Genomic DNA, 25,003 nt, shown 5'->3' on the forward strand with positions numbered 1-25,003 from the left:
TAAAACATTGAGTAATGTTCCTCGGATCCCCAAAAAACAGATCATCACATAAAAAGTCATCACCATATAACAAAGATGGGAAACACAGTGGAACCCGTCATCTGCGTAACATGATTCTGTGCCAACATCGTTATGCTGAGCGTGCTGACGACAAGTCGAATGAGTAAATGCAATCTCCTTCTCCTTAAAAAACACCCATGTATTTAAGGCAAAATCAGCATAAAAAAATAAACGACCTCCTAATTATAGTCGTTAGCTCAAAAAGCAATATAATCGTTTGTTACAGTTACCAGATAGCCAATAGTATAAAAATAGGGCAACTTAAATACTAAGCAGTTAAATACTAAGTAGGTCGTTATTTGGAGAGTGATTATGCTACGTAAACTCATAATAACTGTAGCTGGTAGCCTATTAACGCTTCTGGGGATTGCCCTTATAGTGTTACCAGGGCCCGCATGGTTACTATTGCCTATTGGCCTAGCCATCTTGAGTTTAGAATATGATTGGGCAAGAAAATGGCTTAAGAAAAGCCAAGGTTACATGACTCAATCAGCCTATTGGTTGGATAAAAAAATACGTCACATACGATATGGCCGCTAAGCTGTCGTCGTTAAGTTACCATTGAAAGCGTACAAAACATTTTACTGTTGATAACCATCTAATTTATCATCATTTTATTTTAATGCAGTCTAGAACCCACTGAGCTGATACTCCTCAAACTCCTTTAAAATTAGCTGGGTGAATAAGCGACCGGCACGCCCGAGAGGACGCTCCATGGTAGACACGAGTTGCGGCGTAAAGCTGTAACGACTGCCACCTAAAAAATCCAACTCAACCAGCTCACCACTTTCAAGTTCTGAACGAATTAAGAAATCTGGCATCCAGCCAAAACCGAGTCCCATTAACAAGGCATTTTTTTTCATAATAAAACCGGAAAGGTAGAACACCTTATCTCCGCCAAACTGCAACTCATCGCTATGATGTTTTCCGGGCGATGAGTCTTCAATGGTGAGTTCGACATGCTGCAATAACTCAAACAGTTTGACCCCTTTGATCTTGGCTAAAGGATGTTCCTTAGACACCACTAAGACACTGTTAATATTTGGCAAAGCTTGCTGGCGATAGTTTGGCCCCGTTCGATAATCTTTAACTAGCATCACATCGGCATTATCGCGCTCAAATCGATGCTGTACGCCGCCGAGAAACTCTACATTGAGCTGTATTTTAGTCGGGATTTTATGGGCTGATACTTGTTTAAGCGCTCGCATAATCGGTTCCATTGGCAGTGACCCATCCACCACTAATTCCAATTTAGGCTCCCATCCTTCACTGAATCTGCTGGCCAAATGTTCAATATTGCCAAGGTATTGCAGTAATCTTTTACCTTCGGCCAAAATAACTTTGCCTTCTGGAGTCAATTCAGCTCGGTACTGATCGCGACAAAAAAGGTTTACACCTAAGTGTTGCTCAAGCTTCTTGACCTGATAGCTAACTGCCGACTGCGCCTTATGCAAACGCTCTCCAGCCTTAGCAAAGCTACCCTCCTCAACTAATACTTCGAGCACTCGAAAAGCTTCAACATCAATTTTCATAACGGTTCCAAACTGTAAACAAAATAAGACCATCTGTTTTTTTGATAAAGATAAGCTATTTATTATTCTTTTTTTTGCTGATGCTAGCAACTAAATTGATAACTAGATCACAAAAAGATAAGTGTGCCCGCAAAAGCACCAAGGAATAGAGCTATGCCATTCTATGTAAAACAAGGGCAAATCCCTCATAAGCGTCACATTACTTTTAAAAAAGAAAGTGGTGAGCTTTATCGCGAAGAACTATTTTCGACTCACGGCTTTTCTAACATTTATTCCAACAAATACCATCACAACATGCCGACTAAAGCATTAACTGTGGCCCCTTATGACTTAAGTCACGGTGATACTTGGCAAGACACCCTAATTCAAAACTACAAACTAGACTCCAGACAAGTTGATCGTGACGGTAATTTTTTCTCTGCTCGTAATAAGATCTTCTTTAACAGCGATGTGGCGATGTATACCGCTAAAGTGACTCAGGATACAGAGGAGTTCTATCGTAACGCCTACGCCGATGAGGTGGTGTTTGTTCATGAGGGACAAGGCACACTTTACAGTGAATATGGCACACTAGAAGTGAAGAAGTGGGACTATCTGGTGATCCCAAGAGGCACAACTTATCAGCTCAAGTTCTCCGATCTAGACAATGTCCGCTTATTTGTTATCGAATCATTTTCTATGGTCGAAGTACCGAAACACTATCGCAATGAGTATGGTCAGCTAACCGAGTCGGCACCTTACTGCGAGCGCGACTTACGAGTACCAAGCCTACAAGATGCCGTGGTTGAAAAAGGCGAGTTTCCACTCATTTCCAAGTTTGGCGACCAATATCAAATAACCCAACTCGAATGGCACCCATTTGATCTCGTCGGCTGGGATGGTTGTGTCTACCCTTGGGCATTTAACATTCAAGATTATGCGCCTAAAGTCGGTCAGATCCATCTGCCGCCATCAGATCATTTAGTATTTAGTGCCCATAACTTCGTTATCTGCAACTTTGTACCAAGACCCTACGACTTCCACCCACAGTCGATTCCAGCGCCCTACTACCATAACAACATCGATAGCGACGAAGTGCTCTATTACGTTGATGGCGACTTTATGAGTCGTACCGGTATCGAAGCTGGCTATATGACCTTGCACCAAAAGGGAGTGCCACATGGCCCTCAACCTGGACGCACCGAAGCGTCTGTCGGCAAGACTGAAACCTATGAATATGCAGTAATGGTCGATACGTTCTCCCCACTGCAATTGACCCAACATGTACATGGTTGCATGAGCACAGACTACAACCGCTCTTGGTTAGAAGATTAAAACCGTTACGGCTAGGCCTAACATCGAACAAAACATTAACCAGATAAGGTCGCCAATGAGAGTGACTGTGGTTGTAATAAATTGAATGAGGATACTCACATGGCAAGCGAAAAAAATCCGTTAGGATTACTAGGTATTGAATTTACAGAGTTTTGTACTCCTGATCTTGATTTCATGCACAAGGTTTTCATCGACTTTGGGTTTTCAAAACTTAAGAAACACAAACAAAAAGAGATTGTTTATTACAAACAAAACGATATCAATTTTCTGTTAAACAATGAGAAAGCAGGCTTCTCAGCCGACTTTGCTAAATCACACGGACCCGCTATTAGCTCTATGGGCTGGCGTGTAGAAGATGCTAACTTCGCGTTTGAAGGTGCCGTTGCCCGCGGCGCAAAACCCGCTAGCGACGAAGTCAAAGACCTGCCCTATCCTGCTATCTACGGCATTGGTGACAGTCTTATCTATTTTATCGACACCTTCGGTGAAGATAACAATATCTACAATAGTGACTTTGAAGATCTTGCCGAGCCAATCATTACTCAAGAGAAAGGCTTTATCGAAGTCGACCATCTGACCAACAATGTCTATAAAGGCACTATGGAGTATTGGTCAAACTTCTATAAAGATATTTTTGGTTTCACAGAAGTGCGTTACTTCGATATCAAAGGCTCGCAAACCGCCCTCATTTCTTATGCACTGCGCTCACCCGATGGAAGCTTCTGTATTCCGATTAACGAAGGGAAAGGCAATGACAAAAATCAGATCGATGAATACCTAAAAGAGTATGATGGCCCAGGCGTGCAGCATCTGGCATTTCGCAGCCGTGATATCGTCGCTTCTCTCGATGCGATGGAAGGCAGCTCAATACAAACCTTAGATATTATTCCTGAATATTACGACACCATCTTCGATAAACTGCCACAGGTTACTGAAGACAGAGAACGTATTAAGCATCATCAAATCTTAGTTGACGGTGATGAAGAGGGATATTTACTGCAGATCTTCACTAAAAACTTGTTTGGTCCTATTTTTATCGAAATCATTCAGCGTAAGAACAACTTAGGTTTTGGTGAAGGTAACTTCAAAGCCCTATTTGAATCAATCGAACGCGATCAAGTACGCCGCGGTGTTCTGTAAGTCGATTAAACTATTAAAAAACCAGCTTTCGAGCTGGTTTTTTTATTGCAGTGAATTAATAAAACATTAAACTGGCTGACTCTTTTCCCTTCAATCACTGGCCAGTTGATTTCATGTCAGAACATATTCTTATCGCTGTATTTTTACCTACCTTCTTTTTTGTCTCAATTACCCCTGGAATGTGCATGACGCTGGCGATGACACTCGGAATGAGCATAGGTGTCAGGCGAACTCTCTGGATGATGATTGGCGAACTCGTTGGCGTAGCCTTAGTCGCTATCGCAGCAGTGATGGGCGTTGCTAGCGTGATGCTAAACTACCCACAACTATTTGAAATATTGAAGTGGATTGGTGGGCTCTATCTCGGATACATTGGTGTACAGATGTGGCGAGCTAAAGCAAAGATGACCCACTTAGATAACACCTCAAATACCATCAGTAATCGTGCGTTAATTATCCAAGGATTTGTTACTGCAATTGCCAACCCCAAAGGGTGGGCATTTATGATCTCCTTGCTGCCGCCTTTCATTAATGTCGAACAGGCGATCGCACCACAGATGCTGATGCTACTATCTATCATCATGCTAACCGAGTTTACCAGTATGCTGGCCTACGCCAGTGGCGGAAAGTCACTCAAACTGTTTCTAAGCCGAGGTGATAATATCAAGTGGATGAATCGCATTGCAGGCAGCTTAATGATCGCCGTTGGCTTCTGGTTAGCCTTGGGCTAACCTGCCGCAATTAAGCCTTCTTATAGGGCAAAACTTCTCTTAGTTGCTCCATATAGATGGCTATTTGACGCTTTTCTTGTTGCGTAAAATCTTCAATTGCCACTCGAAAGCCATCATGCATTATCTCATGAGCCGAATATGTCTCTATCGGCTCAAAACCTCGCAAGACCTTATGTTCTCCTTGGGCACCAGCATCGAAGGTTTGCAGGCCATGAGCGATAGCGTACTCTATCCCTTGGTAATAACAGGTTTCGAAATGCAAACCGTCAAGCTCGACTAATGTGCCCCAGTAACGCCCATAGAGGATATCTTCTGATACAAAATAGAGCGCAGCGGCAACTGGAACTATAGTTTGCTCGGTTTGATCGATCTGCTGAGTTTGTCCAGTTTCCTGACTAACGATAAGCAGCCTGATTGCATCCCCCATAGAAGCGACCAACTCAGTAAAAAATGCCAGATTGAGATAACCACTATGCCCCGAACGTTTATAATAGGTCGCTTGATAACACCGACTAAAATGCTGCAATTGAGCCGTACTCACATCTTGTCCCTCAATAAACTGGAAACTCAATCCTTTACCTAGTATTTGACGACGTTCTTTAAGGATATTTTTACGTTTACGACTGCTCATCTGTGCCAAAAACGCATCGAAGTCATGGTAGCCACGATTGTGCCAATGAAACTGGGTTCCCATCCGGGTAAGGTAACCTGCATTGGCAAGGAGTTGCTGTTCAGCTTTGGAGTGAAACAGATGATGCCAGCTTGAGCCACCTATTTTTTCCAAAAGTTGCCCTAAATAATCACCCAGTTGCACCGTTAGTTGCTGGCGCTGTTCCATACTTAAGCGATCACTGAATCCAATCCTTGTACCGCCAATGGGAGTGAACGGAATGGCACTGACAAGTTTTGGATAATATTCTAGCTGATGACGCTCATAAGCCTGCGCCCACGCCCAATCAAATACATACTCACCATAGGAGTGGGTTTTAAGGTACATGGGCATTACCGCAACGAGCTCGTTATCTCGGTATACCATCACATGCATAGGAACCCAACCGCTCGCTATACCTACACACTCACTTATTTCGAGTGCATGTAAAAAAGCATAACGCGTAAAAGGATTGTCTCGCCCCATCAATGCGGTCCAACGCGGCTCACCAATCTGCTCTATCTCACTGACTTGATGAAATTCGAACAACTCAGCTCCAAATACCCCTGGCTCAAATAGCTTTGACACTCAAAACTCCTGTGATTGGCGAATCAATTTAGTTACAATCATCGGCCACAGAGGAACAAATCAGACACAAAGGATTTATTGTGCGACCACTAAAAAGTTTAATCGTAGCACTATCTCTTTCAATACCCTTATTAAGCGGTCAGTTCGTCCATAGCGCCGAATCATCAATATACAGTAATAGCGCCACCGTCCAACCTATCTGGGCCCAACATGGTATGGTTGCCAGCCAAGAATCGGTCGCAACGCGCGTTGGTGTCGATATTCTAAAACAGGGCGGCAACGCCGTCGATGCCGCGGTCGCCGTTGGTTTTGCCCTCGCCGTTACCCTACCAAGAGCTGGAAACATTGGCGGTGGCGGCTTTATGCTGGTGCATATGGCGAAAGAAGATAAGACGATAGCAATTGACTACCGCGAAGTCGCACCGTCACATGCAAACAAAGATATTTTTCTTAATGAACAAGGCGATGCTGTCGCTAAATTAAGCCGAGAACATGGTCTCGCTGTCGGGGTACCTGGAACCGTTATGGGCATGGAGCTGGCGCTAAACAAATATGGCACCATGAAGATGGAACAGGTTATAGCGCCAGCGATTAGACTCGCTAAAGATGGCTTCACCATCAGCCCAGATCTTGCCACATCACTTGCAGGCCTGAAACGCCGTATCTCACAATGGCCGAGTTCTAAGGTTATTTTCTATAAAGCTGATGGCAGTAATTTTCAAATTGGTGAGGTATTAGTACAAGCGGAACTCGCTCACTCCCTTGAATTAATCAGCCAACAAGGAAGCAAAGGGTTCTACGAGGGCGATACCGCAGAAAAGATCGTCAATGCAGTAACTGGAGCCGGCGGGATCATGACCCTTGACGATCTCAAGCAGTATCAAGCAATTGAACGGGCACCAGTAACAGGTGAATATCGCGGGTATCAAGTCGTCTCTATGCCGCCGCCCTCATCTGGCGGTATTCATATTATTGAAATGCTCAATATGTTAGAACCCTATCCTATTGAAAAGTTGGGACATAACACAGCTGACACCCTACATATTATGGCCGAAGTGATGAAGCGCGCCTACAGCGATCGCAGTAAGTATTTAGGCGATCCCGATTTCGTTAAAGTGCCAGTGTCGGAACTTACCAGCAAAAGTTATGCTAAAAACCGTAGCCGTGACATCAGCATCAATCGAGCAACTCCGAGTAGCGATATTGGTCCAGGTAAAATCACTGGCTACGAAAGCCCGCAAACGACTCACTACTCAGTCGTCGATAAATGGGGGAATGCGGTTGCCAATACCTATACGCTCAATTTTAGCTACGGCTCTGGCTTAGTGGCCCAAGGCACGGGGATTTTGCTCAACAATGAGATGGATGACTTCTCAGCCAAACCCGGTGTACCCAATGGATATGGGCTCATAGGTGGCGACGCCAACGCCGTAGAAGGACGAAAACGTCCACTAAGCTCCATGAGTCCAACGATTGTAATGAAAGATGGTAAACCCTTTATCGTAACCGGTAGCCCTGGTGGTGCTCGTATTATTAACACCACATTGCAAATCATCATGAATGTGATTGACCATAATCTCAATATTGCCGAGGCCAGTTATGCAAGTCGCGTCCATCATCAATGGCTACCTGATGAGTTGCGTGTCGAGAAAAGCCTCAACCGCGATACTATTAATCTACTCGAGGCAAAAGGTCACAAGGTTTCAGTAAAAGATGCCATGGGCTCAACCCAATCAATTATGGTGACCGATGAAGGGATCTTCGGGGCATCAGATCCAAGACGTGCAGGCAGCGAGACGTTAGGTTACTAATATCAAGAACGTGGCTAATATTTAAAGCCAAATGGCTAGCATTCAAAACAGAAAGGGAAGCAGATGCTTCCCTTTTATTTTTACAGCTAGGTCACCCATATTTCGTATTCAAAATTTAGTTGCGCTTTACGCTTTGCTTCCAAAATTGCTGCGAAAGATGGTGAGTCTTGGCTGATAATCGAGAAACCTGCTGACCACGCTCTGCCGCATTCTGGGTTTGAGTCAGGCTTTGGCGAGCAAGCTCATTAATTAGCTGAATGGATTGACTAATATCGTTGGCAACTGCAGTCTGCTGTGACATGGCCGCGGCATTTTCATCGCTCATCACATTCATCTTATTGATCGACTGGCGTAGCTCTTCAAACGAATCGTCAACTTGCTGCGCTAAGGCAACCGATAACTCGGCCTTTCGCTGGCCCGCTTGCATAGTATGGGTCGCCTTAACGGTGCTATCTCTAAACTTACTCACGATCGTTTCGATATGAGATGTCGACTCACTGGTCCTACTCGATAGTTGCCTAACCTCATCGGCAACCACAGCAAAGCCCCTGCCCGACTCGCCAGCTCTAGCCGCTTCTATCGCTGCATTTAATGCAAGTAAGTTAGTCTGCTCAGCAATCGCTCTAATCACCTCAAGTACTTGATTGATCTCTTGGCTATCTTGCTCGATTGATGCAACCAACACAGAAAAGTTACCCACTTCAGAGTTGAGCTGATTAATTGCATCTATCACCTTCTCAAGCAGCTTATGTCCCTGCTCTGCAGACTGATGACTAAGCGACGTCTCTTCCGCCGTCTGCTGAATATTTTGGCTCACTTCAGCAAAGCTTGCGCTCATCTGCTCCATCGCCGTTGCAGCCTGATGGGTTTGTTCACTCTGACTGTCAGCCCGTTCGCTAGTATCTGAAATAGTGTCGTTTAAGCTTGCGCTTAACGACTCAATAGACTCGGCAGAATCAGCCATACGGCCAACCACACCACCCGTCTCTGTCAGCAAATATTCTAGGGTAAAACTTACCTTACCGATCTCATCTTGACGACCGCTATAGATACCGGTCGCCAAAGGATCGTCAATCAGTCCTGTGGCTTTATTGACTAATTCATTAAATGGCTTGAGTACTCGATGCAAGAATATACTGCCTACGACTGCACCAACGAATGCAGCCATCATAGTCGAATAGCTCGATAGCAAGGCGGTAAGTAACACTGAAGATATTAGGGCAGTAAATAACTTACCGTTAAAGTTCAGCAAAGGTTTTTTTAACGCCTTAGGTTGTTTACCCTCATTGAGTGCTTGATAAATTTGCGACGCCCGGCGAATTTGATCGGCCGTTGCTTTTTTACGAACGGATTGATATTCGTGTATTTCACCGTTTTCAAAGACAGGTGCAACATAGGCGTTCACCCAATAGTAGTCGCCACTTTTAGTACGATTCTTTATCACTCCTGTCCATGGTTTCCCCAGCTTAAGACGCGACCACATTGATTCATATACCGCAGAAGGCATATCAGGATGGCGAACGATATTGTGAGGTTGTTGGTGTAGCTCATCAAAAGTGTATTCAGAGGCTTGAGTAAATCCCTGATTAGCATATTTAACCTTGCCGTTAAGATCCGTTGTTGTGAGTAGGATACAATCGTCAGTCAACGCCCTTTCGCTTTTTGTCACAGGTTGATTATTGCGCATATTATTATTCTTAGTACCGAGATAGACGAGCTACATTGTTGCAAAAACAAGCATGTGGTTTTTTGATTACAGTCAAAAAGTTACAAGCTAGAAACTGATATTCAAAATAAATTTTACGATTAATGAAACAACTTTAGTTAAACCACAACTCGGCAGAGATTTCGCCTGAACTCAGCTAAACAAAGAGAAGTTTCAACTGTGTTCAGGTTATCGCTCAAGCTTGATCACACCTCATAACCGCTGTACGGCTAGATACTTTACGGCTACTTGTTTAGCGCTAGTGTTTTACCGCCAATTCCACAAAAGCTGCGGTATACATTTTAAGATTAAGCATAAACTGCTCCCGCGTAATAAACTCCTGTTCACTATGCCCTGTGTATTCAACGCCAGGCATCGCAGGACCAAAACTCAGCGCATTGGGAAATAGCTTGCTGTTGGTTGAGCCGCCGATAGCGACAGGCTTGGGGTTCTTAACACCAGAGAAGTGACCAAAGACGGATAACAAGGTCTGTAAATGGGGCGCATTATCCATCAGTTTAGGTTCGCCCCAGTAGGTCTCAATATGCTCAAGCCTGACACCATGATCTTGTTGCCATGCTTTTAGCGCTGCTTGAGTTTGACGTTCAAGCAGCTCAGGGCTTTTGCCAAGAGGACGTCTCAGGTTCATCACCAGTTCTGTGCCTTGCTCTGTGGATTTTACAACCGTCGGCGCCAATGTCATCTTGCCCATGAAATCATCGCTATAGCCAATATCACCAAACTGCTCAGCGTAAATACCCAGCCCTATCATTTGAGCAATGAAAGATTGGGTTAACGATGCTTGGTTTTTAGGCCATGAAAATCCCGCTAATACCTGAGCCAAATGAGTTACGGCATTTATGCCAACTTCTGGCGTAGATGAATGGGCCGATTTACCATCGGCCAATATTGTAACTCTGTCGCCATCGGTTAAAAATTGATAACGCATGCCCTGCTGCAGCTCACTGCGTTGTTTGAGTTGCAGCAATAACTTTGCATCGACATTAGCTATGCTAGCCCTAGCCTGTTGAGGAATTTGGCTTGCAAACGCCCCGCCGCTAAAGGTCATTAAACTTGGCCTTTTAGGATCCATGTCTGTGGTTTTATTTGGTACTAATAAACGGATCTCGCTCCAACCCTTTTCCGCAGTAACAACCGGATATTCTGCATCTATGGTGATATTGATATCGGCTGGAGTGAAACCCGTTAGAAATGTTTTTAATGGATCCCAATCTGACTCTTCCGCCATATAAACCATCAACTCTATACGTCTATCTAATGACACGCCTTTATCTTTAATCGCTTTCATTGCGTACATCGCGGTGACGATTGGACCTTTGTCATCTTCGGTTCCTCGGCCTATGAGTAACCCAGGGGTGGATGTCATATCTAATTCATAGGGACTCTTTTTCCAAAGTTTGGGATCCGCAGGCTGAACATCACCGTGGGTGATCACGCCTAACTTTCGATCATTATCACCAAGGCCGATCAAAACGACATAACCATGATCGGCGTAATCGAGCCCCAATTGGGCACTTAGGTGCTTAAGCTCCGATTTAAAATTTATAAACTCAGGATTGGTTTCAGGGGTTAAGCCATCAATGGCAACCGTATTAAAGCTGACCAGTTTTGCTAGACTCACGATAGTCTGTTCACCATATTTTGCCACGGCGTAATTGGCCAAAGTATCAGCCATGGTAGAAACAGAATTAAGTTGATAATGATCAATTGGTTGTGAAACAGCATTGGCATAAAACACACCAAATGGAGTTAACAACGCCGAGCAAAAGAGTGTAGATGAAACAAGTATGCGTTGTAAGAATAGCGGTCTAAGAGTGATCATGTTTTTAATTGTTATTAGCTAGAACATCGCATTTTGCCACAAATCGGCTCATTTAAAATGCAAAAACAACCCGCTCACAACATTTGTTACAAACAAAACACAGTTTTTATAGATCTATCGCCAATAACCATGATAATTAACGCCTTTAATGCCATGCACTGTGCATTTTGGCATTTAATTGCGGCAATGGGTTTCATTGATAGTCCATGTAGCAATACTCGCTTTTTAGCATCAATATCATCACCAAAACGGGGATTTATTATGAAGGGAACAACCCTCAAGCCACTCGTATCAGCTATGGCACTCACCTTTGCGCTGGGCGCATGCAGTTCAAATACCGTCAGCACTGGCGAGACAAACATAGCGCCAAATGTGGTTGCACAGCAGATTATCGATAACAACGCGAGCAACCCATTTTTTAAACCCTATGACACTTACATGGGGATCCCCGATTTCGATAAGATTAAGCCAGAGCATTATCTTCCAGCATTTAAAGCGGGCATAGCTCAGCACAAAGCAGAGATCCAAGCCATTATCGATAATTCAGAAGCCCCCACCTTCGCAAATACTATAGAAGCGATGGAGTTTTCGGGTGAATTGACCACTAAAGTGGCCAGCGTTTTTTATAATTTAACTAGCGCTGATACCAACGATGAATTGCAGGCGATCTCAAAAGAGGTCTCACCCATGCTCTCTTCTGCCGGTGATGACATACTGCTCAATGACAAATTATTTCAAAGAGTCAAAACCGTATATAACCAAAAAGAGACGCTAAATCTAACCGTTGCTCAGCAAAAACTACTCGAAGATACCTATAAATCCTTTACCCGAGGTGGCGCTAACCTCAGTAACGCCGACAAGATTAAGCTGCGTGCACTGAATGAAAAACTGGGCAAACTCAGCCTAGAGTTCGGCGATAACTTGTTAGCAGAGACAAATGCATTTGAGCTAGTCATTGACAATGAAGCGGACCTAGCGGGTCTGCCACAAGACGTGATTAACACCGCCGCACAAACAGCCACAAAACGTGGTCATGACGGCAAATGGGTATTTACCACTCAACGTCCATCTATCACGCCGTTTTTAACCTATGCCGACAACCGAGACTTACGTGAGATGATCTATAAAGGTTATATCGAACGTGGTAACAACAATAACGCCAATGACAACAAAAAAATCTTGGCTGAAATGGCAGCGCTTCGCGCACAAAGAGCACAGCTAATGGGTTACAAATCCCATGCACACTTTGTATTAGAAGAACGCACGGCTAAGACCCCAGAAAACGTATACGGCTTACTCAATAAGGTATGGCCTGCGGCATTAGGTCAAGCAAAGGCTGAAGTCGCAGAGATGCAGAAGCTTATCGACGCTGAAGGTGGCGATTTTAAACTCGCCGCTTGGGACTGGTGGTATTACTCAGATAAAATTCGTGTGGCCAAATACAGCTTTAACGAGCAACAGACACGCCCTTACTTTTCATTAGAGAATACCCTTAAGGGTGTGTTCTATACGGCTAATCGCCTCTATGGCATCACGGTAAAAGAGCGTACCGATCTGCCTAAATACAATGATGAGGTGCGTACATGGGAGGTCTATGATAAAGATGGCTCACTTATGGCCATCTTTATGGGTGACTATTATGTCCGTGACAGTAAGCGCGGTGGCGCATGGGCAAACGCGTACCGCCAGCAATTCAATATGAACGGTGTTGAGTCTAAACCCATTATTGTTAACGTGCTGAACTACCCACGCCCAGTTGGCGATGAGCCTGCGCTGCTCACCTTTGATGAGGCCAGTACCCTATTCCATGAATTTGGTCATGCGCTGCACGGCATGCTATCAAATGTGAAATATCGCTCACAGGCAGGTACATCTGTGCCACGCGACTATGTAGAGTTCCCATCGCAAGTCATGGAAAATTGGATGACTCAACCAGAAGTATTAGCCCAGTTTGCTAAACACTATAAAACTGGTGAGGTGATCCCTCAATCACTCGTTGAAAAAATTCAAGCCGCCAGCAAATTTAACCAAGGCTTTGCTACTGTCGAGTATATGGCCGCGACTAAACTCGACCTTGATTGGCATACCCTGACCGACTTTACGCCAAAAGATGCTGCACAATTTGAAGCCGATTCGTTAGACAAAATGGGCTTGATTAGTGAAATCGCACCGCGTTATCGCAGTACCTACTTCTCACACATCTTCTCAGGTGGATACTCTGCTGGTTACTACAGCTACCTGTGGTCAGATATTTTAGGTGCCGATGCATTTGAAGCCTTTAAAGAGAATGGTATTTTTGACAAAGCAACTGCTGATGCCTTTAGAAACAACGTACTATCTCAAGGTGGCAGTGAAGATCCTATGCTACTTTACAAGCAGTTCCGTGGTAAAGAAGCAGGAATAGAACCACTGCTTCGCAGCCGAGGACTATTGTCGAAATAATCCGTTATCAATAAAAAGATGATCGCTCAACGAGCGTTAAGACTGGTAAAGCAAGAATTTGATTATTCTTGCTTTACCTTGATTAATACCATATCAAAAGCGCTAAATACTCGCTGAGTCGGTCACTTTCTTACCTTTATCTGTATTGATGCTTAGCGTTGAAATAACGCAAATATAAGCATAATTTTTGATCTAAAACCTACCTTGAACACTATAACCTAATAGATAACCCGATCGGCGGCCCTGATAGAAGGGTTTAACGCCCACCACAGGCAAAACAGCGCTAAGCTTAAATCCATTGTAGATGCAAAATGTTGTACCGCGTTATAGAGATAAATATTGAGCAACAAGGTATAACCGACTCTTACTATTATGGTAAAACATTGATGTTAACGATGGGTTAACACACGCCGATACATGTTCGGTTTTGCTGATGAACTGAGAAAAATTGATGCTAAAACAATTAATTTTACCCACACTTTTCGGATTGATGCTTTCCGCTCAGGTTCATAGTGCGAGTATTAAGATCGACATTTCTGATAGTCAAACCCGCCCCATTGCCGACGCTGTAGTCGAACTGATATCGGCGCAAGAGACGCTAGCAGTGCCAAACGAAATAGTGACTGAACATTATGAGATACAGCAGCAAAATAGAACCTTCAATCCATTTGTTCTGGCTATTCCCCAAGGCGCTAAAGTCGATTTTCCGAACCTGGACAAAACACGCCATCACGTATATTCATTTTCAGAGGCTAAGCCGTTTGAATTAAAGCTATATGTGGGTAAAGCGGAAGCACCTGTATTATTCGATAAGCCTGGGTTAGTTGCCATAGGCTGTAATATTCATGACTATATGCAAGCCTTTATCTATGTGGCTAAAAGCCCTTACGTCGGCGTTAGTGACGACAGTGGACATTTAGTGTTCAATGATATTCCCAAAGGCAGTTACCTGGTCAAACTCTGGCACCCGTGGCAACTAAGCGCTTCAGAACCGCTCCCGCTGACGGTATTTGATGACCCTCAGTCACTTTCTCTACAGTTGCAAATAAAGCACCAACCAAAACCCTCTTCGCCCCCAGCGGGTTTTAGCCAGCTCGCAACCGAAAAAGTCAATGATGATGCAAAATAGCTTCCGTAACCGACTTATCATCGTTTTTCTGTTTTTGCTGACATTAGTGCAGCTCGCTACCGCCGCCTTCGTCTTAAGCGCGACCCTAAAGGATAATCGACAACAGCAAAAACAGAGTTTAGTGATCGGTACCAACGTATTTGCAGAAATGTTATTAAATCGAAGCATACAGCTCAATCAAAGTTTATCTGTGCTCAGCGCTGATTTTGGCTTTAAGCGAGCCGTTGCAACCAAAGAACAAGATACGATCGAATCAGTATTGAGTAACCATGGCATGCGTATTGGTGCCGCGGCGGCTATTTTACTCTCTCCAGATGGAAAACTCCTTTCAACAAGTCTCGCACAGCTCCAGCAGCGTGACATAGACTCACTGTTTAAGTTGACCCAAAGTGCCAATAGTGACTTTGCTGTTCTCAATTTCGACCATGCTAGCTATCAATTTGTACTGCAACCCGTAAAAGCCCCTACGCTGATCGCATGGGTCGGAATGGGGTTTCTGCTCGATGCATCAGTCGCAAATCAGGCCAAACGGATCACGGGGATCGATATCAGCTTTGTCAATCAATCGGATGACCGCATAGAGATGGTGTCAACCTTGCCGTCCGCACAACAGCAAAGTGTCCTGAAACAACTGCAAACCGTCGAAAATGTCGACAGCACAGTAAAAGACAATTTACCCCGTGATTATCTTTCCGTGGTACAACAACTCGATAAACACGGATTGAATCAGTGGGCGATATTGCATCAATCCGTGGATAAATGGCAGCAAAACTATCTGTCACTCCGAAACAACATGCTGTTGATTTTTGCCATTACATCCCTGCTTGCATTTGCGATCGCCACTTGGTTTGCTCGCGGGTTAACACGGCCAATATATTCGCTAGTCAACTTCGCTCGGCGAGTTGGTCAAGGTGAAAACCCCGACAAAATCGACGGCGCACCCGCCGAGTTGCAAGTGCTAGCAGATACCCTTTCAATCATGCGAGGCAACATTGAAGCCCGTGAAAATGCATTGCTTTACCAATCACAACATGACGCGCTCACAGGACTTTATAACCGCTTCGCGGCAAAACAATTGTTAACGGATAAAATAGGTATGCTTAATGGCTGCTTAGTCCTACTCGATATTAAGCATTTTCGGCATATCAATGACATTATCGGCTTTGCCAATGCCGACAAGTTATTGTTGCTTTTCTCTCAGCGTTTAACGACGTTCGGCGACAATATCAAGCTTATTGCACGCTTAGATGGGGACTCCTTTTTACTGCTTTTCGGTGAGCCATTAACCGAAAAAACGCTCGAACAACTCCTACTAAAACTGGCAGTTCCCTTTACCATTGAAGGTTCGAAAATCAGCCTAACGGTAAGAGCTGGGATGATCAATTTGGTTAATCAATATCATAATATCGACACCTTGTTACGCCATGGTGAAATAGCACTAAACCACGCTTGCTTATCCAATCTCAGCGTTGCTGAATATCAGGTGGGAACCGATGAAAAATATCAGCGTGAACTCGCACTTGTCAGAGATCTACCCGAAGCCTTATCAGATAGACAACTGCATCTGGTTTATCAGCCTAAAATCAATATTCAACAGGGTATTTGTTATGGCGCCGAAGCCTTGATCCGTTGGCAACACCCGACTCTTGGTTTTATTCCACCAGATGAGTTTATTCAACTCGCTGAAAACTCGGGTAACATCTCGATAGTGAGTGAATGGGTAATATCAGAAGCCATGTCTCAACTGGTAAAATGGCACGCTGACGGGCTAGATTTATCCGTTGCAATCAATCTATCGGCACACGATTTAATCGATGAAAGTTTGCCATCGAGGATTTGCGCGCAATTATCGGCGAACCAGCTTCCCCGCTCTGCATTGGCCATTGAAGTGACTGAAGGTGCTGTTATGACTGACACTCAAGCCGCCATTGATGTATTGACGCAATTTAGGGATCTCGGGATCCACGTCTCTATTGATGATTTCGGAACGGGGCACTCATCACTCGCCTACCTAAAAATGTTGCCAGTAGATGAAGTTAAAATCGACCGCAGCTTCATCAAAGATATCCACCTCAATGACACGGATCTGATGATAGTGCAAACAAGTATTCAACTCATTAAAGGGCTAAATCTGTCAGTCGTCGCCGAAGGGGTTGAGTCCATCGCGGGTATTGATATTTTACGAAAGCTCCAATGCGACAGCATACAAGGATATGTGTACGCCAAACCGCTAAAAGCCCCTGATTTCAGGCAATGGGTGCAGAAATTCAACTCAGTGACTAAGCCAGCCGAACATGAATAAGGTGCCTCTATGTGGAAATTAAAAACTGTCTCCTCGTTAATATTGCTCACCCTATTAAGCGGCGGCGCACTGGCCAATACAAGTAAAGTCATCGCAACTGGGGGCGCGAGTACGATAGAAGGCGCCGCGGGGGGAGGTATCGTTCCTTGGGCGGTGATTAATGGTTATGCGAGTAGTGGTGAATGGTCCGCGACCGCGATGGTGACCTCGGTATCGGTCGAGGATTTCAGTTTACGAGTGGTGGGTGCATCTTTATCGATCGATAATCTATTTGAATTCAGTATTGCCAAACAAACCTTCGATTTAGACAGTTTAGGTGGTCAACTGGGACAAGATATTGTTGGCGTAAAATACAAATTGGCTGGCGAGTTATTATATAGCGCAGTCCCTCAACTAACCCTTGGGCTGCAATACAAACGGGTCGATGATTTTACGATCCCACAAGCTGTAGGCGCCCAAGATGATTCGGGATTAGATGCCTATCTTGCGGCCAGCAAACTTTTTTTCGATACCATCGCAGGAAGAAACCTCTTACTCAACGCTACCGTTAGAGCCACAAAAGCCAACCAAACAGGCCTCTTGGGCTTTGGCAACACTAAAGACGACAGTTATCAGTGGGTATTTGAAGGTTCAGCCGCACTCTTGCTCACCGATAACTTGGCTATTGGTTACGAGTATCGACAAAAGCCAGATCCACTCAGCTTCGCTACCGAAGATGACTGGCAGGATATCTTTCTCGCTTGGTTTGTTAATAAGCACCTTTCGGTTGTCACCGCCTATACGAACCTTGGTAGCATTGCCGGCTATGAAAATCAGCAAGGCTGGTATATTTCGATTGAAGGAGCCTTGTGATGAACCTCATTAAGAGTATAAATTGCCATATAAAACAACATAACTTTCTCGCCATCGCCATATTTTTTTGCTTAATCTTGATACAAACAGGTTGCGCTAGCAATCATGCGACCTTGTACGAAAAACTGGGAAAAACAGAAGGGATCACCCTTATTGCCGATGACTTTTTAACCAATATTGCCAACGATAAACTCATTCGTCACCACTTTGAACAAACTGACATCGCGATTTTTAGGCAGCGATTCATTGAGCACCTATGTGTAGTCACAGGCGGGGGCTGTAACTATCAAGGTGAAACCATGTTTAATTCCCACCAAGGACTCAATATCACCCAAGCTGACTTCGATGCTATTGTTGGCCATCTGATCACAGCAATGAAGCAGCAGAATATGTCGATCTCAACAAGAAATGCCCTACTCGCAAAGTTAGCTCCTATGTATAACGACATTACCTACCATTGATGCCGCTTTTTTAGCATTAACTTACAAACCCAATAAAACACCCAAAAAGAAACAAGCTGTTAACAGCTAAATAACACACCGCAAACCAACCGAACAAACAAGCAGCAGTTAGATACATATTGATACCGAAAGGACGTTAGATGTCATAGTTTTTACATATCATCTATCTATAATTAAGCCCGAACTTGAAGCAAAAGCTCTAATCATAAAGAGCGCATGTGATTAAGTTCACACATGAAGCTAACTACGTTGGCTTTGGGGTCAAAAAATAATTGAGATTGATGGTTATGTTTAATAAAAAAATCTTGGCGGTTGTCATTGCTTCTACTGTAGGACTAACTGCTTGTAACTCGAACGACGATGACAAAATCACTTCTGCCAACGTTGATCTTCGAATTTTAGAAACTACCGATTTACACACCAACATCATGGATTACGACTACTACCAGTCAAAAGTCGATCCTAAGATTGGCCTAGCTCGCACGGCAAGCCTTATCCATGCCGCTCGTAAAGAAGCCGATAACTTTGTATTAGTCGACAATGGTGACCTTTTACAAGGTAGCCCAATGGGCGACTATATGGCCAAAATCGGCCTAAAAGCGGGAGACGTACATCCTGCATACAAGGCAATGAACACATTAGACTATGATGTGGCTAACATAGGTAACCACGAGTTTAACTACGGTCTAGATTATCTTGAAAAAGCCCTTAGCGGTGCAGAATTCCCCTATATTAACGCTAACGTATACTGCGCGGCGGATGATTGCTGGAATGATGTGAAAAAAGGTGACAACTTATTCACACCTTACCTTATTAAAGAAAAAGTGGTTACCGATACCGAAGGCCGCGAACATACGATTAAGATAGGTTATATCGGTTTTGTGCCACCACAAATTATGCTTTGGGACAAACAGAACCTAGAAGGTAAAGTTGAAGCCAAAGATATCATCGAAACCGCTAAGCTGTTCGTCCCTAAAATGAAAGCTGAAGGCGCCGATGTTATTATCGCCATTCCGCACTCCGGCATAGGATCATCGGAAAACCCTGGCGATGCCATGGCTGAAAATGCCACATTTGCACTAACTAATGTTGACGGCATCGATGCTATCATGTTTGGTCACAGCCACTCTATTTTCCCACATGCAAATTATGCCAACTTGCCTAACACTGATATAGAAAAAGGCTTACTTAACGGCGTTGCAGCCGTCATGCCTGGACGTTGGGGCGACAACTTAGGCGTAGTTGATTTAAAACTTGAGCTCAAAGACGGTGCCTGGACTGTTATTGATGGTCAAACCGAAGCACGTCCTATCTACGATGGTGCTAACAAAATTGAACTTGTTACTGCCGATAAAGATATCCATGACGCGGTGCAATTGGAACACGAAGGTACCCTCGCCTTTGTCGATGAGCCTATCGGTGTTGCTGCTGCTGATATGTACAGCTTCCTGACCTTAGTTCAAGATGATCCAACGGTCCAGATCGTATCAAATGCGCAAATCGCTCAAGTTACCGCTAATTTGCCCGCTAATTTACAAGGTATTCCTGTTATATCCGCTTCAGCACCGTTTAAAGCAGGCGGACGTCATGGCACTGAAGCAGATGCATCACAGTTTGTTCAAGTTGATGGCGGTTCGCTAACCTTTAAAAATGCAGCCGACCTCTATCTTTATCCAAACACTATGGTCGCGGTAAAACTTACTGGTGTTGAACTTAAAGATTGGTTGGAATGCAGCGCAAACCAATTTAACCAGATCGATCCAAACTCAACTCAGCCGCAAGAACTCATCAACTGGGGTGGTCATCCAACCTATAACTTCGATGTAATGGATGGCGTCACCTACAAGATTGATGTGACTCAACCGAACAAGTTCGATAGAGACTGTGCTGTCGTTGCAGGTAATGAAAATGCGCAGCGTATTGTTGATCTTGCTTACACCACGCCTGAGGGTAAAGTGATCACTGGTGATGAACTTAATGCTCAAGAGTTTATCGTTGCCTCAAATAACTACCGTGCTTTCGGTGGCAAATTTGCGGGCACTGGCTCTGACTTTGTGGTAATGGAGCTGCCAGATACTAACCGTGAAGCACTCGCTGCATATATTTCGGCAGAGTCAAAGCCCAATGCTGAAGGTGGTTACGATGCCATGGTGGATCCTCGCGCCGACTACAACTGGGACTTTAAAACCATTAACACAGGCGTAACGCTAGATATACGTTTTGAAACCCAAAACAGTGAAAAAGCAGATAAATTCATCGCTGAAAATCAACTGCGTAAGATGGAAAAACTAGCTGAGCCAGACTCACTTGGTTTTGCCGTCTATAAAATTGATTTAACGACGGAACCAGCTGCTAAATAAGTTAAATTTTAGCTTCAATCAAAGCGCCTTCGGGCGCTTTTTTATTAAAAACAATAAGATTAAGATGATATATCGATAGCACAATCAACTCATCTAAGCTTATCTAACCTGAGCCCCAAGTTGAGATCAAACCTTAATAATCCGCTTTATTGAGCTAGCGTAAGTGAGTTAGAGTGAACTAAACCTCGGCAACCAAACTTATTAAATGAACCACATAAGTCAGCTTCCCTACTCACAATCTTGTGAAAACAATAAACACGCTATCTTATCAGTCCTTAGCAAGCGCTTTGCAAACGCCACTAATATATTGGAAATTGGCAGCGGCACAGGTCAACATTCGGTACATTTTGCCGAGCATCTATCCCATTTAATTTGGCATCCCAGTGATCAAAATCATTATATCGAGCCCCTTGCGCTAAGGATTACGTTAGAAGGTTCTGCCAATATCGCATTACCCATTCCACTGGACGTATTACAGCCCTGGCCCTGTGACCAACTCGATATCGACGGCATATTTACCGCCAATACTCTGCACATAATGAGTGAAGTCATGGTTGAAGCCTTCTTTCAAGGCATAGGGAAACATCTAATACCTGGAGGCGTTTGTTGTATCTACGGCCCCTTTAACTACAAGAATCAATATACTAGCGAAAGCAATCGTCAATTTGATATCTGGCTAAAGCATAGAAATGTTAACAGTGGGATACGCGAGTTTGAATGGATTAACCAACTGGCTCAATTAGCTGGATTAACCTTGTTATCAGACACCGAGATGCCTGCCAATAATCGTTTACTCTGTTTCAGTAAAACCTAGACAGTTTGTGACAGAAACATCTCTGAGCCATCTCTAGGAAAAGCGCTGAGATAGCTAGGGCCTGCTGATCTTTGCAGGTTGAATTTTGTGTCAGACAAAAACGTTTTAATCGAGGTGAGTGGATTGCACCCTAGTGATCTAAGCGAAATTCACTTAACAAAGAGTAAAATGTTTTTAGCCGCCCCTAAGGGCAGCGTTTGTTGGTCATATCTACTGCGTTCTCTACTTTTTATGCAGAATAACTACACCACAAAGCTTCTGCCTTGTATAAACACCCAACCAATCGCTGTAAAAACAAGCTTGAAAGGTCAACAGGCCCTAGGTACTCACATCTTTAAAAATTGTCGTTAGACAGTGTGGTCAGTTGCAGGCTGGCACTCTCTACCTGCTTACGAAGACTGCGCGTTTGCACCGCCCAATAGTTCATATAAAACTCAGCCGTAGAGAGTTTAGTGCGGTAAAACACCTCATTCTCGGCGCCCTCTTGCAGTGCTTGTATTGCCACAGCCGCCATCCTCGCCCACATCCAAGCCAAAGAGGTAATACCAAAAATCTGCATATACGCCATAGAGGCTGCGCCGATAATATCCGGGTTAGTCGCCACATGGGTGGAAATAAAGCCTGTGGCCTTTTCTAAATCATTAGACGCATCCATTAACGGCACCAGATAGGGCTTCATTGCCTCATTATTGATATGTTCGGCAACAAAAGGTTTGACCATGTCCGACCATATCGTGAGTGCTTCACCTCTATCAGACAATAGCTTACGGCCGACTAAATCCAGTGCCTGCACCCCATTAGTACCTTCATAGATCATTGCGATACGGCTATCTCGAACAAACTGCTCCATGCCCCACTCATGAATATAGCCATGACCACCGAATACCTGCTGGGCATCAACACATGCTTTAAACCCTTGGTCAGTGACAAAGCCTTTTACAATCGGAGTAAACAGCGCCGCGAGTTTACTCGCTTTAGCTGCGGCTTCTTCGCTGCTATTGCGGTGAGACTCATCGAGCCACAGAGCTTGTTGCCCCATTAACGCCCTCGCACCTTCATTAAAGGCTTTTTGGGCCATCAACATACGACGAATATCACCGTGAACGAGAATAGGATCTGCCGCCATGTCTGGGGCCTTCACTCCGCTGAGCGCACGCCCCTGAATGCGATCTTTGGCATACGCTAAGGCATTCTGATAGGCAATTTCTGACACGCCTAAGCCCTGTACGCCAACCCCAAGCCGCGCTTCATTCATCATGGTGAACATTGCCCGCAGCCCCTGATGAGGTTTGCCCACTAACTCGCCGATAGCGCCATCGAAAAGCATCACACAGGTGGAATTACCATGAATGCCCATCTTGTGCTCTAACGCGGTCGCCTCAACACTATTCTTGCTGCCTAAGCTGCCATCATCCTTGATGAGATATTTGGGTACGGCAAACAATGAGATCCCTTTAACCCCTTCGGGCGCATCGGGAAGTCGAGCTAAGACTAGATGCACTATGTTGTCGGTAAGATCATGATCTCCCGAGGAGATAAATATCTTTTCACCGCTTACGGCGTAGGTGTTTTCTCCCATTGGAACGGCTCTTGTGCGCAGCAGCGCAAGATCGGTCCCCGCATGAGATTCGGTTAAATTCATCGTCCCAGTCCATTCGCCAGAGACGAGCTTCTCTAAATACTTAGCTTTTAACGCCTCGCTGCCATGGGCATGAATCGCCGCATACGCGCCATGAGTTAAAGCTGGGTACATGGCAAATGCCATATTGGTTGAGGTATTCATCTCGGTGGCGAATATCCCCACCGATTCGGGTAATCCTTGGCCACCATAATGTGGATCGCTAGTGAGCGTCGCCCAGCCATTATCAACATATTGCTGATAAGCTTCTTTAAAACCATTAGGAGTAATAACTTGGCCTTCTTTAATCTGACAACCTTCGACATCGCCACTGCCATTTAAAGGCAGCATGACCTCAGTGGTAAAGTCGGCAACCCCTTGCAAAATGGCGTCGACCAGCTCTGCATCGATCTCGTCAAATCCTTGAAGATCGGTGCGATTATAGATAGTGAGTAATTCGTTGAGAATAAATTGATAGTCTCTTAACGGAGCTTGATAGATAGGCATTGAATCATCCTTTTTTTACAACTTCACCGAGAACTGTTACCCATACCTTGATTATTATTTAGGTGGGAGCTCTGACCACTTTAACTAACTCAGAACAAAAATACAGCACTATTTATACGCTTGTTTTAATTTACGAACAGCAAAACCATAAAAACATGCAACACACTACTTATCGTGACCATTAAAACTCTGTAAGCTAAACGCCACAATTCCGGCTAAACGCCAGCATTAGGGAATGAGGTAAAAAATGGGTTCTGTAACCACTAGGCAAGATACAAACGGCTTAGAATATGTCGATGTAGACACCGAGCTGTGTAAGGCTCGGATCTTTATGCAAGGCGCTCAAATAGACAATTTTGAGCCCAAAGGAAAACCGCCTCTTTTGTGGGTGTCTACTGCAGACGACTATCAGCCAGGTAACGGTATACGTGGTGGGATCCCAGTGTGTTGGCCATGGTTTGGCATGAGTGAGACCGCCGATTGGCCTCAGCATGGCTTTGCGCGTACCCGCATCTGGTCATTAGATTCAGTGCAGATGCGAAATCAAGCCGTTGAGCTAATATTTAGTTTACCCATCAGTGAGGAAGACCGCCTCTATTGGCCATATAACACCAAAGTCGAGATGCGATTTACCCTTACCGATACTCTCGAAGTCAGTCTAATCAATACTAATCTTGGTGATGAAACCGTTAGCCTTACTCAAGCCTTGCACACCTACTTTCCTATCGGTGATATTCACAAACTTAGAGCGACTGGCTTTAGTCACGCCAAATATATCGAATTTGGCCAAGGGCCCCATGATCAGCAAGGTGATGACGTTTATTTCGATAGGGAAACTGACCGCGTTTATACTCAGCTAGGACAAGTTCAACAGCTTCATACCCCTCAGGGCGTGATCAAGGTACGCCGTGAAAATAGCCGTTCTGCGGTGCTGTGGAATCCTTGGATTGATAAATCCCAGCGTTTATCACGTTTCAATAGTGATGATTACCTCACTATGGTCTGTCATGAGGCTGCCAACGTTCTCGAAGACAAAGTGACACTCACGCCACACGCCAGCCACACCTTAACCACAATCATCAGCTGGGCTGACTGAGTTAACGGCTCCCATTAATGACAAGACTCTCTTGTGGAGTCTTGTCATT

General features: G+C 44.5%; 18 protein-coding genes. 13 read left to right on the forward strand and 5 right to left on the reverse strand.

Annotated elements, in window-relative coordinates; genetic code table 11:
- Positions 1-372 precede the first annotated feature (372 nt).
- Positions 373-600 carry a PGPGW domain-containing protein gene (locus K0I73_RS10270; protein ID WP_220061052.1) on the forward strand — a complete coding sequence of 76 codons (228 nt, stop codon included), beginning with the start codon at positions 373-375 and terminating at the stop codon, positions 598-600.
- 89 nt (positions 601-689) lie between these two features.
- Here K0I73_RS10270 and K0I73_RS10275 read toward each other — a convergent pair whose 3' ends face one another.
- Positions 690-1,592, reverse strand: a complete 903-nt coding sequence (locus K0I73_RS10275; RefSeq protein ID WP_220061053.1) for a LysR family transcriptional regulator — start codon at positions 1,590-1,592, stop codon at positions 690-692.
- Positions 1,593-1,745: 153 nt separating this feature from the next.
- On the opposite strand from K0I73_RS10275, the gene K0I73_RS10280 reads away from it, so the two are divergent.
- The 3 genes from K0I73_RS10280 to K0I73_RS10290 all read left to right on the forward strand — a co-directional run bounded on the left by K0I73_RS10280 (position 1,746) and on the right by K0I73_RS10290 (position 4,777).
- Positions 1,746-2,906 carry a homogentisate 1,2-dioxygenase gene (locus K0I73_RS10280; protein WP_220061054.1) on the forward strand — a complete coding sequence of 387 codons (1,161 nt, stop codon included), beginning with the start codon at positions 1,746-1,748 and terminating at the stop codon, positions 2,904-2,906.
- Positions 2,907-3,005: 99 nt separating this feature from the next.
- Entirely contained in the window at positions 3,006-4,046 is a 1,041-nt protein-coding gene (hppD, locus tag K0I73_RS10285; RefSeq protein WP_220061055.1) for a 4-hydroxyphenylpyruvate dioxygenase, read from the forward strand.
- A 113-nt stretch (positions 4,047-4,159) separates the two neighbouring features.
- The gene (locus K0I73_RS10290) at positions 4,160-4,777 is read left to right on the forward strand and encodes a LysE family translocator (RefSeq protein ID WP_220061056.1); all 618 of its coding nucleotides are present in this window, start codon (positions 4,160-4,162) and stop codon (positions 4,775-4,777) included.
- 10 nt (positions 4,778-4,787) lie between these two features.
- On the opposite strand, the gene K0I73_RS10295 is transcribed toward K0I73_RS10290, so the two are convergent.
- Positions 4,788-6,014 carry a GNAT family N-acetyltransferase gene (locus K0I73_RS10295; protein ID WP_258405168.1) on the reverse strand — a complete coding sequence of 409 codons (1,227 nt, stop codon included), beginning with the start codon at positions 6,012-6,014 and terminating at the stop codon, positions 4,788-4,790.
- A gap of 80 nt (positions 6,015-6,094) precedes the next feature.
- On the opposite strand from K0I73_RS10295, the gene ggt reads away from it, so the two are divergent.
- A complete protein-coding gene (gene ggt, locus K0I73_RS10300; protein ID WP_220061057.1) occupies positions 6,095-7,825 on the forward strand; it encodes a gamma-glutamyltransferase in 1,731 nt (576 codons plus the stop codon).
- 115 nt (positions 7,826-7,940) lie between these two features.
- On the opposite strand, the gene K0I73_RS10305 is transcribed toward ggt, so the two are convergent.
- Complete coding sequence (locus tag K0I73_RS10305) at positions 7,941-9,512, reverse strand: methyl-accepting chemotaxis protein (protein WP_220061058.1); 1,572 nt, start codon at positions 9,510-9,512, stop codon at positions 7,941-7,943.
- A 277-nt stretch (positions 9,513-9,789) separates the two neighbouring features.
- On the reverse strand, positions 9,790-11,373 hold the full coding sequence (locus K0I73_RS10310; protein ID WP_220061059.1) for a dipeptidase: 1,584 nt from the start codon (positions 11,371-11,373) through the stop codon (positions 9,790-9,792).
- Between the two features lie 261 nt (positions 11,374-11,634).
- Between K0I73_RS10310 and K0I73_RS10315 the strand changes: the two genes are divergently transcribed.
- The 7 genes from K0I73_RS10315 (at position 11,635) to K0I73_RS10345 (ending at position 21,733) form a co-directional block, all read left to right on the forward strand.
- Positions 11,635-13,815 (forward strand): M3 family metallopeptidase, encoded by a 2,181-nt coding sequence (locus tag K0I73_RS10315; RefSeq protein WP_220061060.1) that lies wholly within the window; start codon positions 11,635-11,637, stop codon positions 13,813-13,815.
- Positions 13,816-14,266: 451 nt separating this feature from the next.
- A complete protein-coding gene (locus tag K0I73_RS10320) occupies positions 14,267-14,944 on the forward strand; it encodes a methylamine utilization protein (RefSeq protein WP_220061061.1) in 678 nt (225 codons plus the stop codon).
- Positions 14,934-17,246, forward strand: coding sequence for a putative bifunctional diguanylate cyclase/phosphodiesterase (locus tag K0I73_RS10325; protein WP_220064337.1), 2,313 nt, complete (start codon positions 14,934-14,936; stop codon positions 17,244-17,246). Before K0I73_RS10320 ends, K0I73_RS10325 begins: the two co-directional genes overlap by 11 nt.
- Before the next feature lie 9 nt (positions 17,247-17,255).
- Positions 17,256-18,098, forward strand: a complete 843-nt coding sequence (locus K0I73_RS10330) for a DUF3034 family protein (RefSeq protein ID WP_220061062.1) — start codon at positions 17,256-17,258, stop codon at positions 18,096-18,098.
- Positions 18,098-18,559, forward strand: coding sequence for a group I truncated hemoglobin (locus K0I73_RS10335; protein ID WP_220061063.1), 462 nt, complete (start codon positions 18,098-18,100; stop codon positions 18,557-18,559). The genes K0I73_RS10330 and K0I73_RS10335 overlap by 1 nt, the downstream gene beginning before the upstream one ends.
- Before the next feature lie 287 nt (positions 18,560-18,846).
- Positions 18,847-20,919, forward strand: coding sequence for a bifunctional 2',3'-cyclic-nucleotide 2'-phosphodiesterase/3'-nucleotidase (locus tag K0I73_RS10340; protein WP_220061064.1), 2,073 nt, complete (start codon positions 18,847-18,849; stop codon positions 20,917-20,919).
- 205 nt (positions 20,920-21,124) lie between these two features.
- Complete coding sequence (locus K0I73_RS10345) at positions 21,125-21,733, forward strand: DUF938 domain-containing protein (protein WP_220061065.1); 609 nt, start codon at positions 21,125-21,127, stop codon at positions 21,731-21,733.
- Between the two features lie 334 nt (positions 21,734-22,067).
- Here the strand turns inward: K0I73_RS10345 and K0I73_RS10350 are convergent, their stop codons facing one another.
- Positions 22,068-23,858 (reverse strand): acyl-CoA dehydrogenase C-terminal domain-containing protein, encoded by a 1,791-nt coding sequence (locus tag K0I73_RS10350; RefSeq protein ID WP_220061066.1) that lies wholly within the window; start codon positions 23,856-23,858, stop codon positions 22,068-22,070.
- A 247-nt stretch (positions 23,859-24,105) separates the two neighbouring features.
- Here K0I73_RS10350 and K0I73_RS10355 point away from each other — a divergent pair, with 247 nt between their 5' ends.
- Complete coding sequence (locus tag K0I73_RS10355) at positions 24,106-24,954, forward strand: D-hexose-6-phosphate mutarotase (RefSeq protein WP_220061067.1); 849 nt, start codon at positions 24,106-24,108, stop codon at positions 24,952-24,954.
- Positions 24,955-25,003 lie beyond the last annotated feature (49 nt).

This window comes from Shewanella mesophila (assembly GCF_019457515.1).
Taxonomy (GTDB): Bacteria; Pseudomonadota; Gammaproteobacteria; order Enterobacterales; family Shewanellaceae; genus Shewanella; species Shewanella mesophila.